The sequence below is a fragment of the Betaproteobacteria bacterium genome, assembly GCA_016194905.1.
Classification (GTDB): domain Bacteria; phylum Pseudomonadota; class Gammaproteobacteria; order Burkholderiales; family JACQAP01; genus JACQAP01.
Genome location: JACQAP010000004.1, coordinates 68747 through 82275, shown reverse-complemented (window position 1 = coordinate 82275; position 13529 = coordinate 68747). Strand labels below are relative to the sequence as shown.

At 58.9% G+C, this 13529-nt stretch carries 9 protein-coding genes; 8 read left to right on the top strand and 1 reads right to left on the bottom strand.

Annotation, left to right across the window (positions count from 1 at the left end):
* Positions 1-21 precede the first annotated feature (21 nt).
* Complete coding sequence (locus HY067_00780; protein ID MBI3526485.1) at positions 22-1026, bottom strand: OmpA family protein; 1005 nt, start codon at positions 1024-1026, stop codon at positions 22-24.
* Between the two features lie 588 nt (positions 1027-1614).
* On the opposite strand from HY067_00780, the gene gyrA reads away from it, so the two are divergent.
* The 8 genes from gyrA to rpsA all read left to right on the top strand — a co-directional run bounded on the left by gyrA (position 1615) and on the right by rpsA (position 13528).
* Positions 1615-4257 carry a DNA gyrase subunit A gene (gene gyrA / locus HY067_00775; protein MBI3526484.1) on the top strand — a complete coding sequence of 881 codons (2643 nt, stop codon included), beginning with the start codon at positions 1615-1617 and terminating at the stop codon, positions 4255-4257.
* 50 nt (positions 4258-4307) lie between these two features.
* Positions 4308-5390, top strand: coding sequence for a 3-phosphoserine/phosphohydroxythreonine transaminase (gene serC, locus HY067_00770; protein ID MBI3526483.1), 1083 nt, complete (start codon positions 4308-4310; stop codon positions 5388-5390).
* Positions 5383-6567 (top strand): 3-phosphoglycerate dehydrogenase, encoded by a 1185-nt coding sequence (locus tag HY067_00765; protein ID MBI3526482.1) that lies wholly within the window; start codon positions 5383-5385, stop codon positions 6565-6567. Before serC ends, HY067_00765 begins: the two co-directional genes overlap by 8 nt.
* 3 nt (positions 6568-6570) lie before the next feature.
* Positions 6571-7638 (top strand): prephenate dehydratase, encoded by a 1068-nt coding sequence (gene pheA, locus HY067_00760; protein ID MBI3526481.1) that lies wholly within the window; start codon positions 6571-6573, stop codon positions 7636-7638.
* Positions 7635-8762 carry a histidinol-phosphate transaminase gene (locus tag HY067_00755; GenBank protein ID MBI3526480.1) on the top strand — a complete coding sequence of 376 codons (1128 nt, stop codon included), beginning with the start codon at positions 7635-7637 and terminating at the stop codon, positions 8760-8762. Before pheA ends, HY067_00755 begins: the two co-directional genes overlap by 4 nt.
* Positions 8722-9678, top strand: a complete 957-nt coding sequence (locus tag HY067_00750; protein ID MBI3526479.1) for a prephenate dehydrogenase/arogenate dehydrogenase family protein — start codon at positions 8722-8724, stop codon at positions 9676-9678. Before HY067_00755 ends, HY067_00750 begins: the two co-directional genes overlap by 41 nt.
* 20 nt (positions 9679-9698) lie before the next feature.
* Positions 9699-11681 carry a bifunctional 3-phosphoshikimate 1-carboxyvinyltransferase/cytidylate kinase gene (locus HY067_00745; GenBank protein MBI3526478.1) on the top strand — a complete coding sequence of 661 codons (1983 nt, stop codon included), beginning with the start codon at positions 9699-9701 and terminating at the stop codon, positions 11679-11681.
* A 122-nt stretch (positions 11682-11803) separates the two neighbouring features.
* Positions 11804-13528, top strand: coding sequence for a 30S ribosomal protein S1 (gene rpsA, locus HY067_00740; GenBank protein MBI3526477.1), 1725 nt, complete (start codon positions 11804-11806; stop codon positions 13526-13528).
* The last annotated feature ends 1 nt before the right edge of the window (position 13529 follow it).

Below are 13529 nucleotides of genomic sequence, written 5' to 3'. Positions count from 1 at the left end.
AACGTGCGACGGGATACGAAATCAATTCGATTGCTTGGTTGCGCTAACGCTGACGTCTACCCTGCGGTCCGGCTGCAGGCAGGAGATCAGGGCCTTGCCGCGGGTTTTGTTACAGGCGTCCCCGGTCACTGATTCCGACTTGCCGCGGCCCTCAGTCTGGATCTTATCGGACGGTACCCCTTTTTTCACCAGGTAAGCTTTTACCGCTGCTGCCCGGCGTTCTGACAGCTTTTGATTGTAAACGGCCTTGCCGATGCGATCTGCATGGCCCACTATCGCAATCGAATCGTAACGCGTCCCGCCAAGGCCGGAAATCAATTCGTCCAACTTTGCGCGCTGGTCTGCGCGAACCGCCGACTTGTCGAAATTAAACAGGGGCTCTGCTTCGAAATTGACGGTGACCAACTTCGGTGCCACAGGTGCGGTTTTTTTCGGCGCCGTAGGCGCGGCTTTCGGTGCCGGCTCGTCAGGATAAATCTTCGGCTCGCCGACTACATTGTCGGCCGAAGCACGCTTCTCCTCGGAGTAACTAACTGTGCCGGATTCGTCGGGTTGCGTGCCGAGATCCGCGACTTCCTCCTCTTGATCGGAATCGGCGTACTCGGTGGTCTCGCCAACCGAGCTTTCTGCTGCCGCACTGGCCTCCTGGTCCGCCGATTCGGACTCGTCTTCCAGCGTGCCGATATCCTCGACTTCGTCGTCGTCGGAATCGGCGTACTCGGTGGTCTCGCCAACCGAGCTTTCCTCCGCCAGTGCCGCCTCCTGATCCGCCGATTCGGATTCGTCTTCCTGGGTGCCGAGATCCTCGACCTCGCCGGAATCCGCCATGTCCTCTGCATCAGCGTATTCAGTGGTCTCGCCGACCGAGGTTTCCTCTTCCGGTGCCGCTGCCTGCTCCGCCGATACGGATTCGTCTTCCTGCGCGCCGAGATCCTCGACTTCTTCGTCTGTTGCCTGCTCTTCCGGCAGCTCGTATTTCGTCACCGGGAAATCAGGTGTCGTTTCGTCCTTGGGAGCAGCTGCCACCACAGCCGGCTTCGGCGGTCGACTTTCTTCAAGGGGACGATCAACGTACTGAACCGATTCTCTTTCCGGCTCGTAAGCTGGAGCGGGTTGGGGAGCGGGTGCCGGTTGCGACGCGGGAGCCTCGGTAGCTGCCTTGGTCTCAGTCTGAGTTTGAGCGCCGCCGCCGGAACTGCTGCGATCGGTTTGACTGGCGCAGCCGGAAATTACCGCACCTACTAGCAACATTAACAGCCGATTGGTCTTTGGTTGCATCGCCTTTTCTCCTGATCGTGCTGGTCATGAATAACGCGATTATTGCCCATTCGCCGGCGGGTTAAAAGCGGATTACACCGCAGTTCCTAATCGATAAGTCAAGAAGCCAATTCGACGCCGGTGGCCCAGTTCGTCAGTGAAATAGACTGCTTCGAAGCTGGAATTTCCTTGCTGAACAATGTCTCGGGAAGAGTCGGCATGATAAAATGCGCCGCTTATGCCGGTCGGTGCTGCTCAGCGCTTGCGGCCGAGCGAACGCCTGCTTTGTCGGTCCATTGTACGAGATTAAGCGGCGTAATTTCATGACAATTTGCAACAAGGAACCGACTTGCCCTGATGGATCAATTCGCCAAAGAAACCCTTCCAATTAGCCTCGAAGAGGAGATGCGCCGCTCTTACCTCGATTACGCGATGAGCGTGATCGTGGGTCGCGCGCTCCCCGATGTGCGCGACGGCCTGAAACCGGTACATCGCCGCATCCTGTTCGCCATGCACGAGGCCAACAACGTCTGGAACCGGCCCTACGTCAAGTGCGCACGCGTAGTCGGCGATGTCCTCGGAAAATACCATCCGCATGGGGATTCAGCAACCTACGAAGCCTTGGTCCGTATGGCCCAGGATTTCTCCATGCGTTACACCCTCATCGACGGGCAGGGCAATTTCGGCTCCGTCGACGGCGACTCCGCAGCCGCCTACCGCTATACCGAGTGCCGGCTGGAAAAGATCGCGGCCGAGCTCCTTGCCGATATCGACAAGGAGACTGTCGATTTCGTTCCCAACTATGACGGCAAAGAGCAGGAGCCGAGCGTCCTGCCGACCCGGATTCCGAATCTACTAATCAATGGTTCTTCCGGAATCGCGGTGGGCATGGCAACAAACGTGCCGCCGCACAATCTCAGCGAAATCGTAAATGCCTGCTTGGCCATCCTCGATCGGCCCGACATCAGCCTGGACGAACTGATCGAACTCGTTCCTGGTCCGGACTTTCCTACGCGCGGAATCGTCTACGGTACTGCCGGGGTCAGAGAGGGCTACCGCACTGGGCGCGGGCGTATCGTAATCCGTGCCCGTACCCATGTGGAAGAGCTGGAGAAGGGCAACCGCCAGGCCATCGTGATCGACGAACTGCCCTACCAGGTCAACAAATCATCGCTGCTGATGAAGATCGGCGAGTTGGTTCGTGAAAAGCGGCTCGATGGCCTTTCCGAAATTCGGGACGAGTCCGACAAGTCCGGCATGCGTGTAGTGCTGGAACTTAAGCGGGGCGAGGTACCTGAAGTCATCCTGAACAATCTATACAAAGAAACGCAGATGCAGGACACCTTCGGCATGAATATGGTGGCGCTGGTCGAAAACCAGCCTCGGCTGCTCAATCTTAAGGAAATCCTCGACGCGTTCCTGCGCCATCGGCGCGAGGTAGTTACCCGGCGGACTGTCTTTGAACTCAGAAAGGCGCGCGATCGGGGCCATGTGCTCGAAGGCCTCGCAGTCGCGCTGTCCAATGTCGACGAGATCATCGCGCTGATCAAGGCAGCCGCCGCTCCTGTCGAGGCCAAACGGGAACTGATGTCGCGGACCTGGCATTCGCAACTCGTCGAGTCTATGTTGGCACGCGCCGATGTCGGGGAGGTGCGGCCGGAGGGGATGTCTCCGGAGTATGGACTGCAGGCGGACGGATACCGCCTGTCCGAAGTTCAGGCGCAGCGAATTCTCGAGATGCAACTGCAGCGACTCACCGGTCTGGAACAGGAAAAGATCGTCAACGAATATCGGGAAGTAATGGACACCATTGCCGACCTGCTCGACATCTTGGCGAGGTCTGAGCGCATCACCAAAATCATTGCCGAGGAGCTGACCGAGACCAGGGACGAGTTCGGTGACGAACGTCGCAGCGAGATCGTAGCCAATGCCGAAGACCTCAGCATGGAGGATCTGATCGCTCCGGAGGACGTCGTGGTCACGCTGTCCCACAGCGGTTACGTCAAGGCGCAGCCGCTCGCCGATTACCGGGCCCAGAAGCGGGGGGGGCGCGGCAAACAGGCGACAGCGACCAAGGAAGACGATTTTATCGACAATCTGTTCATCGCCAATACGCACGACTACGTGCTGTGTTTTTCCAGCCGCGGGCAGTTGTACTGGATCAAGGTCTATAACGTGCCGCAGGGCGGCCGAGCGAGCCGCGGCAAGCCGATTGTCAATCTACTGCCATTGACAGACGGAGAAAAGATCACGGCGATCTTGCCGGTGCGCGAGTTCGACGAGAACAAGTATGTTTTCATGGCCACGGCCAACGGTACCGTGAAGAAGACGCCGCTATCCGATTTCTCCCGCCCGCGGCCGTCCGGCATCATCGCCGTGGATCTCGACGAGGGCGACTATCTGATTGGTGTCGCGCTGACGGAGGGCCGGCACGACATCATGCTGTTCTCGGATGAAGGCAAGGCCGTTCGCTTCGACGAGCAGGACGTGCGTCCGATGGGGCGCGTCTCGCGGGGGGTGCGCGGGATGAGATTGCCGGTCGGCCAGAAGGTCATATCGCTGCTGGTGGCCGAAAACGAATCCATCTCAGTCCTGACCGCCACGGAAAACGGCTTCGGCAAGCGCACTCCGATCACCGAATACACCCGCCACGGTCGGGGTACGCAAGGCATGATCGCAATCCAGACCAGCGCCCGTAACGGCAACGTCGTAGCGGCTACCCTGGTAGAGGATAAAGACGAGATCATGCTGATCACAACCGGAGGGGTGCTGATTCGCACCCGGGTCGCGGAAATTCGGGAGATGAGCCGTGTCACGCAAGGCGTCACCTTGATCAATCTCGGGCCGGATGAAAAGCTGGCCGGATTGCAGAAAATCGTGGACAGCGAAGACGGCGGCGAAGGTCTGGATGCGGGTACCGAAGAAGATCCTGCCGAAGCTGACGGAAACGAAGCTGAGCAAGGACAGGCCCATCAAGACGGGCACGACGAGCAGTCCTGAATTGACGCACCCGATCCGGACAATCATTTGAAGAAAGCGGAGCAGTGAAAGTGGGGAGAGTATTCAACTTCAGTGCGGGGCCCGCAGTTCTGCCGCAGCAGGTTCTCGAAAAAGCGCGCGACGAAATGCTGGATTGGCACGGTTCCGGCATGTCGGTCATGGAGATGAGCCACCGCGGCAAGGAATTCATCGCGATTCATGCGCAGGCAGAAGCCGGTCTGCGCGAACTGCTAGCGATTCCGCAGAACTACAAAGTGCTGTTCCTGCAAGGCGGGGCGATCGCGGAGAACGCAATCGTGCCAATGAACCTTCTGCGTGGCCGCAGTGTTGCCGACTACGTCAACACCGGCGAGTGGTCGAAGAAATCGATCAAGGAGGCGAAGAAGTATTGCAATGTGAACGTGGCGGCTTCCAGCGAGGATCGAAATTTTTCTTATGTCCCGCCACGCGAAACATGGCGACTGAGCAAGGATGCCGGTTATGTTCACATCTGCTCCAACGAGACCATCGGCGGTGTGGAATATCACTGGGTTCCGGACACCGGCGAAATTCCGCTCGTGGCCGATATGTCCTCCCATATATTGTCCCGTCCTGTCGATGTCTCCAGGTATGGTTTGATTTACGCCGGAGCGCAGAAGAATATCGGGCCGGCGGGTCTGACGATCGTCATTGTGCGCGACGACTTGATCGGGCAAGCTTTGCCGATCACGCCGTCGGCTTTCGACTACAAGCAGCAGGCCGAAAGCGATTCCATGCTCAATACGCCGCCCACTTACGCTGTTTACATCGCGGGTTTGGTGTTCGATTGGCTGAAGCAGCAGGGTGGTCTTTCAGAGATCGAGAAACGCAATATCGCCAAAGCCGGGCTGCTGTACGACTACCTGGACCAAAGCAGCTTTTTCGTCAGTCCCATCGAAAAGCGTGATCGCTCGCGCATGAATGTGCCGTTCAAGCTCCGGGACGAATCGCTCGACGAGATGTTTCTGAAAGGCACCCAGCAGCTTGGTATGCTGCAGCTCAAGGGCCATCGTTCCGTCGGAGGCATGCGTGCCTCCATCTACAACGCGATGCCGATCGAGGGCGTGAAGGCATTGGTCGGATATCTGCGGGAATTCGAGAAAAGTCATGGCTGAGTCGGTACGCATTCTCACGCTGAATGCCATTTCATCGACTGGCCTTCAGCGCTTGCCGTCGGAGCGTTATTCGGTCGGTGCGCAGGTCGATGCACCTCATGCAATCCTGGTGCGCTCCCACGACATGAATGCCATGGCTATCGCTGCGTCAGTGCGGGCCATCGGCAGGGCGGGTGCGGGTACCAACAACATTCCGGTGGCAGAAATGAGCAAGCGCGGCGTCCCGGTATTCAATGCGCCGGGTGCGAATGCGAATGCGGTCAAGGAACTGGTGCTTGCTGGCATGCTGATCGCCGCACGCAATCTCGTTCCCGCCATCCGCTTCACCGATGGATTGTCCGGCGGCGACGAAGAGATAGACAGGAAGGTCGAGGACGGCAAGAAACATTTTGCCGGCATGGAGCTTCCGCAGCACATGCTTGGAATCATCGGTCTTGGCAACATCGGCAGTCTGGTCGCCGATGCGGCGATCAAACTCGGCATGGAAGTATTCGGGTATGACCCGGAGATCACGGTGGATGCCGCATGGAGCCTGCCGTCACAGGTCAGGAAGGCGCACAGCATCGAGGAGGTGCTCCGGAAAAGCGATTTCGTGACCCTGCACGTACCCTTGCTTGACGGCACGCGCAATCTGATCGATGCCAAGCGTATCGGCCTTATGAAACCTAAGGCGGTGCTGCTCAATTTTTCGCGGGACGGCATTGTGGACAATAACGCAGTGGTCGATGCGCTGAACGCAAAAAAGCTCAAGGCTTACGTTTGCGATTTCCCCGGCAGTCGTTTCAAGGGCCACCCCGCCGTGGTGGCCACGCCGCATTTGGGGGCTTCCACGCTGGAAGCCGAGGAAAACTGCGCCATCATGGTGGTCGATCAGGTGCGCGATTATCTGGAGAACGGCAACATCCGCAATGCGGTGAATTTTCCGGACGTGGTCATGCTGAGGGAATCGCCTTACCGGCTTGGCATCGCCAACGCCAATGTGCCGAACATGGTCGGACAGATCTCTACAGCGGTGGCACAGGCCGGATTGAACATCCACAACATGCTGAACAAGTCCAGGAAAGATATGGCCTACACGCTAGTCGACGTGGATAGTGCGGTGCCACGCCAGGTGATAGACAAGATCGCGGCGATTGCAGGCGTCCTTGCGGTCCATTATCTTCCTGCAGCTTCGTAGCCCATGCCGGACAACCTCAAACAACTGCGCGAGCGCATCGACGCCCTGGACATCGAGATCCTCAAGCTGGTAAGCGAGCGCGCATCGGCAGCGCATGCCATCGGCAAGCTCAAGGGTGACGGTACGGTTTATCGACCCGAGCGCGAGGCACAGGTGTTACGGCGGCTTGCTGAGCGCAACCCAGGACCGCTGCCCGAAAAGGCGGTGACGCACTTGTTTACCGAGGTCATCTCCGCCTGCCGCGCTCTGGAGGACGCCTTCTCGGTTGCGACTCTTGGCCCGAAAGGGACATTCAGCGAAGAAGCGGCGGTCAAGCATTTTGGTGGGCAGGCTCCGGTCTTGCTGTGTACCTCCATCGACGAAGTTTTCCGGTCGGTGGAGTCGGGCAATATCGGCTACGGCGTGGTGCCGGTGGAAAATTCGACCGAGGGCGCGGTGGGCCGCACGCTCGACCTACTGCTCTCCACACCCTTGAAAATTTGCGGCGAAGTGCTGTTGCCGGTGCATCAGAACCTACTGTCGAAGGGAAGCGATATTTCCGCCCTCAAACGCATTTTTTCGCATGCGCAAAGCCTGGCACAGTGCAACCGGTGGCTCGCACAGAATTGTCCGCGTGCGGAGCGCATCCCGGTTGCGAGCAATGCCGAGGCGGCAAGGATGGCGCAAGAGGATGCGGAATCGGCGGCCATCGCGGGACGCTCGGCCGCCGACTATTACGGCCTGCCGGTTGTGGCTGGCAACATCGAAGACGAGCCGAACAACACAACGCGCTTCGTCGTGGTCTCCCCCCAGGACGTTCCGCCTTCGGGCGATGACAAGACCTCGCTCGTCATGTCCACCCGTAATGTACCCGGTGCTATTCATGAATTGCTGACCCCCTTGGCGAAGAATGGCGTGAGCATGACTCGACTCGAATCCAGACCGTCCCGCACGGGCCTGTGGGAGTACGTCTTCTTCCTCGACATGGAAGGTCATCAAGGCGACGAGAACGTGGCGCGCGCTCTGGAAGGAATGCGCGAGCTTGCCGCATTTCTGAAAATCCTCGGTTCCTATCCGGTCGCCGTGCAATGAATACCGCTGCGCCAGCGCCGGATATCATCGACGTCTGCGAACGCTCACCGGGTTATATTCGCGGCATTGCGCCCTATCAGCCGGGCAAGCCGATATCGGAACTGGCGCGCGAACTGGGTCTGCAGGAATCGAGCATCATCAAGCTCGCCTCGAACGAGAATCCGCGCGGTGCCAGCCCGAAGGCGGTTGAAGCGATGCGAGCCTCCATTGGTGAAACGGGACGCTATCCGGATGGCAATGGTTTTGCTCTGAAGGAGGCGCTTTCCCGTCGATATGGACTATCCCCGGATCGAATCGTGATCGGCAATGGTTCCAACGATGTGCTCGAGATGGCAGCCCGGGCTTTCCTTGCGCCGGGAAGTTCAGCGGTCTATTCGGAGCATGCATTTGCCGTCTACCCGCTGGTGACCCAGGCAACTGGCGCCGCCGGTATCGTGGTGCCGGCGCGCGAATTCGGTCACAACCTGGATGCGATGTGGAAGGCGATACGCGGCGATACACGCATCGTTTTTGTTGCCAATCCGAACAATCCGACCGGCACCTGGATCACCCCGAAGAGGGTCCGGAGTTTCCTGGAAATGGTTCCGGCTGACGTGCTGGTGATACTGGACGAGGCATACAACGAATATCTCGATCCTGATCTACGTGGCGACGCGGTGCGATGGGTTGAGGAGTTTCCGAATCTGGTGGTCTCCCGGACTTTTTCGAAGGCCTATGGACTCGCCGGATTGCGCGTCGGATATGGTTTTATGCATCCGCAGGTTGCCGACCTGATGAACCGGGTGCGCCAGCCCTTCAATGTCAGCCATATCGCCCAGGCAGCAGCCGTTGCTGCGCTGTTCGACGATGAATTCGTGGAGCAAAGCACGCGACTCAACAGTCAGGGGATGAGTACCCTCACCGAGGGGTTCCGGCGCCTCGGGCTTTCTTGGATTCCTTCCCACGGCAATTTCGTCAGTTTCAAAGTGGGACCGGGCGCGGAAATTTTTCGGCGACTGCTCAAGCACGGGGTGATCGTGCGGCCGATTGCGGCCTATGGCATGCCCGAATATTTGCGCGTAACGATCGGCACCGAGGCCGAGAATGCACGCTTCCTGTCGGCGCTCGAAATCGTACTCAAATGAGTATGGCCGCCGCAGCCTTCTTTGGTCCGCCGCTTTCTTGAGCGACTTCCACTGCGACAGGCTGGTCGTCATCGGGGTCGGTTTGATCGGCGGCTCTGTCTCGGCGGCACTCAGGCGTGCCGGCAAAGTGCGGCGCATTGTCGGCGTGGGGCGAGGCCGTGCCAATATCGAGCGCGCGCTCGAATTGCGGGTCATCGACGAAGCGATCGAAGGCGTCGCCGTTGCCGTTAAAGGCGCGGACATCGTATTGCTTGCCGTGCCGGTCCAGCAAAACGATCGCGTGCTTGCACAACTGGCGGCATCAATCCCTGCGGAAACGCTGGTTACCGACGCCGGCAGCACCAAGAGGAATTTCGTCGCGGCCGTCCGGCGACTGCTGCCATCGCATTTATCGCACGTAATTCCCGCACATCCCATCGCCGGTGCCGAACTGACCGGCGTGGATGCCGCCAATTCGGGACTGTTCGTTGACAGGAATGTAGTGTTGACCCCGCTGCCTGAAAACGATGCCGGCGCCATTGACCGGATCGAGTCCATGTGGAAAGCCTGTGGCGCGCGCGTCAGCCGCATGTCGTGTGTACATCATGACCAGGTGTTTTCGGCGGTCAGCCATCTTCCGCACATGCTTGCGTACACGCTGGTGCACATGATTGCAACGCGATCCGATGCGCAGGAACTGTTCAGTTTCGCCGCGGGGGGGTTCCGCGACTTCACCCGCATAGCCGGCAGTTCCCCGGAGATGTGGCGCGACATTGCTTGGGCGAATCGCGAGGCGCTGCTGGCGGATATTGCGAGCTATCAACAACAACTCGGGCAACTGGCCGAGCTGATTCGCAACGCGGACGCCGAGCAGGTCGGGCAGATCTTCGAAACCGCCCGCAATGCGCGCAATGCCTGGCTGCGACAGGATTCATGAAGCCGCGGGATTTCTGAGGCATGTCTGCCTATCCCGACCATCTTGATCTCGGTCCGCTCGATCGCGCGGCCGGCACCGTGCGCCTGCCGGGTTCAAAAAGCATTTCCAATCGGACTCTGCTCCTCGCGGCGCTGGCGGATGGCCGTACGCAAATTCACAACCTTCTGGCGTCGGACGATGTCGACCGCATGCTGGAAGCATTGAGCCTCCTGGGCGTAAAAATAACCAGAAGCCGGCAGGATGTGGTAGCGGTCGAGGGCTGTAACGGAAGCTTCCCGGCCAAGCAAGCCGATTTGTTCCTCGGTAATGCCGGCACTGCATTGCGTCCTTTGACGGCCGTGCTTGCGATGTGCGGTGGACATTACAAGCTGTCCGGCGTGCCGAGGATGCATGAACGCCCGATCGGTGATCTAGTCGATGCATTGCGCAGCCTGGGGGCCGACATTCATTACCTGGGCAACGAAGGCTATCCGCCACTGGAAATCAGGCCAGGGACGCCGCGGAGTGGCTCGAAGGTCCGGATACGCGGCGACGTTTCCAGCCAGTTCCTCACCGCATTGTTGATGGCGCTACCGCTCGCAGACAGACAGATTACCATCGAGGTGACGGGTGAATTGGTCTCCAAGCCCTACATCGACATCACGCTCGATTTGATGGCGCGTTTCGGCGTGACGATCGAAAGAAACGGCTGGTCGTCGTTCTTGATCCCGGCTGACAGTCGTCTGACCAGTCCGGGCGATGTCTACGTGGAAGGCGATGCATCGGGCGCTTCGTATTTTCTTGCTGCGGGTGCAATCGGCGGAGGTCCGGTCCGCGTCGAAGGAGTGGGGCGCGGCAGCATCCAGGGCGACGTTGGGTTTGCCGATGCGCTGGCCCAGATGGGAGCACGGATCGAGATGCACGAAAACTGGATCGACTCCGCTGCACCCGCAACCGGGAGACTGCGCGCCTTCGACCTAGACTTGAACTCGATTCCCGATGCGGCCATGACGCTGGCGGTGGCCGCATTGTTCGCCGATGGTACCAGCCGGCTGCGTAATATCGGCAGCTGGCGTGTGAAGGAAACCGACCGTATTGCGGCGATGGCCACCGAATTGCGCAAGCTTGGCGCGCGTGTGGAAGAGGGCCCGGATTTCCTCACGGTAACCCCGCCGTCCTGCTCGCGTCTTGCGCACGGTGCCGCCATCGATACCTATGACGATCATCGGATCGCGATGTGCTTTTCGCTGGCCGCACTCGGTGGCGTGAAAGTACGCATCAACGAACCCGGGTGTGTGGCGAAAACCTTTCCGGATTACTTCGAGCGGTTCGCCGAAGTGACGTCGAAGTCCTCGGCCCCCGTCATCGCCATCGACGGTCCGTCGGCTTCCGGAAAAGGCGTGGTAGCGCAGCGAGTGGCTGAGCATCTCGGATTTCGTTATCTCGACAGCGGATCGCTTTACCGGTTAGTCGCGCTGGCGGCGTTGCGCGACAGGGTCGATGTGAAAGACGCAGATTCGCTTGGCGAAATCGCACGCACGCTTCCCGCGCAGTTCAGCGAAGGCAAGATTCTGCTGAATGGGGAAGACGTGACGGATGCGATTCGCGCTGAAGCGGTTTCCCGCGCCGCTTCCGAGGTTGCCGCTTTTCCGTCGGTGCGTCAGGGACTTATGCGCCGTCAGCAGGCGTTTCGCCGGGATCCTGGTTTGGTAGCGGAAGGGCGCGATATGGCTTCAGTCGTATTCCCGGACGCCGTGCTCAAAGTATTCCTCACCGCGTCGGCCGAGGAGCGTGCTCTCCGCCGCTATAAACAGTTGATAGAAAAAGGTTTCGATGCTACTCTGTCCACCCTTTTGCAAGACATTCGCCAACGCGATGCTCGCGACAGCGAGCGTAGCGTGGCGCCTCTGCGAAAGAGCGTTGACGCACAAATTATTGATACCACTGGGCTTTCTATACAAGAGGTCGTTGCCCGGATACTCCAGTGGTTTGAATCGGCGTCGCGCAAGGTCCCATCCCGCTGAATGAATTACCCGCATCCCGGCAGCTTCATCTGCCGCACGGAGGGAATTTTTCCGCTGCTGATGGGTAGATAAACCAACCCGTTAAATGAAACGGTTTTTCCGCGAGTTCCAACCTTTTGCTCATGAAAACTGAATCCCAGACCCCCGCTTCCGCCATCAACGAAAATAGTTTTGCCGCGCTGTTTGAAGAAAGCCTTTCGCGGCAGGAAATGCGAGCGGGTGAAGTCATCACGGCTGAAGTGATCCGCATAGATCAGAACTTCGTCGTGGTCAATGCCGGCTTGAAGTCGGAAAGTTTCATCTCGGCGGACGAATTCAAAAACGATCGTGGCGAGGTCGAGGTCAAGGTCGGAGATTACGTCACGGTTGCTATCGAGGCACTCGAGGACGGCTACGGCGAAACCCGGCTGTCGCGCGAAAAAGCCAAGCGACTCGCGGCGTGGCACGACCTCGAGAAAGCAATGGAAGAAGGCACGCTGGTACAGGGTCTGGTCAATGGCAAGGTCAAGGGTGGCCTTACGGTGATGGTCAACGGCATTCGTGCCTTCCTGCCCGGCTCTCTGGTCGATATCCGTCCGGTCAAGGACACCAACCCCTACGAAGGCAAGCAGCTTGATTTCAAGGTCATCAAGCTCGACCGCAAGCGCAACAACGTGGTGGTTTCGCGCCGTGCGGTACTTGAACAGACCCAGGGTGCCGAGCGCGAAGCACTGCTCGCCAGCCTGCAGGAAGGCGCGGTGGTCAAAGGCATCGTCAAGAACATCACCGACTACGGTGCGTTCGTGGACCTCGGCGGCATCGATGGTCTGTTGCACATTACCGATCTGGCTTGGCGCCGCGTCAAGCATCCTTCGGAAGTGCTCAATGTCGGTGACGAAGTCACCGCCAAGATCCTCAAGTTCGACCAGGAAAAGAATCGCGTCTCGCTGGGCCTCAAGCAGCTCGGCGAAGACCCGTGGGTGGGCTTGTCGCGTCGCTACCCGACGGGTACCCGCCTGTTCGGCAAGGTCTCCAACCTCACCGACTACGGTGCGTTTGTGGAGATCGAGCAGGGCATCGAGGGTCTGGTGCACGTATCCGAAATGGATTGGACCAACAAAAACGTCCATCCCTCTCGCGTAGTTCAGCTGGGCGACGAGGTGGAAGTGATGATCCTCGAGATCGACGAAGATCGCCGCCGTATTTCCCTGGGCATGAAGCAGTGCAAGCCCAATCCTTGGGATGAGTTTGCTTCCAATTCCAAGAAGGGCGACAAGGTTCGCGGCCAGATCAAGTCGATCACTGATTTCGGTATTTTCATCGGACTGCAAGGCGGCATCGACGGGCTGGTGCATTTGTCGGATCTGTCATGGAGCGTGCCCGGTGAAGAAGCTGTGCGCAACTACAAGAAGGGTGACGAGGTCGAGGCGATGGTGGTATCCATAGACGTCGAGCGTGAGCGTATTTCGCTTGGCATTAAACAACTCGAAGGCGATCCGTTTACGAACTTCGTCGCCGGCCACGACAAGGGCAGCATGGTCGAGGGCGTGGTGAAGTCGATCGACCCCAAGGGGGCCGTGATCCAGCTCGACAGCGACATCGAGGGATATCTGCGCGCTTCCGAGCTGGCGCGTGACCGAGTCGAGGACATCCGCACTCACCTCAAGGAAGGCGACAAGGTGAATGCGATGATCATCAATGTTGACCGCAAGAACCGCAACATCAACCTTTCGATCAAGGCCAAGGATGCGGCCGACGAGTCCGAGGCAATGCAGAAGCATGCCGTCGACGGTGCGTCGAATGCCGGCACGACCAATCTGGGTGCTTTGCTCAAAGCCAAGCTGGATAACAAGAACTCTGCGCAATAGG

Bases quoted from the DNA above. Each gene is read 5' to 3' on its own strand.
- gyrA (MBI3526484.1), top strand. From the start codon at position 1,615: ATGGATCAATTCGCCAAAGAAACCCTTCCAATTAGCCTCGAAGAGGAG.
- HY067_00765 (MBI3526482.1), top strand. From the start codon at position 5,383: ATGGCTGAGTCGGTACGCATTCTCACGCTGAATGCCATTTCATCGACT.
- pheA (MBI3526481.1), top strand. From the start codon at position 6,571: ATGCCGGACAACCTCAAACAACTGCGCGAGCGCATCGACGCCCTGGAC.
- HY067_00755 (MBI3526480.1), top strand. From the start codon at position 7,635: ATGAATACCGCTGCGCCAGCGCCGGATATCATCGACGTCTGCGAACGC.
- HY067_00750 (MBI3526479.1), top strand. From the start codon at position 8,722: ATGCACGCTTCCTGTCGGCGCTCGAAATCGTACTCAAATGAGTATGGC.
- HY067_00745 (MBI3526478.1), top strand. From the start codon at position 9,699: ATGTCTGCCTATCCCGACCATCTTGATCTCGGTCCGCTCGATCGCGCG.
- rpsA (MBI3526477.1), top strand. From the start codon at position 11,804: ATGAAAACTGAATCCCAGACCCCCGCTTCCGCCATCAACGAAAATAGT.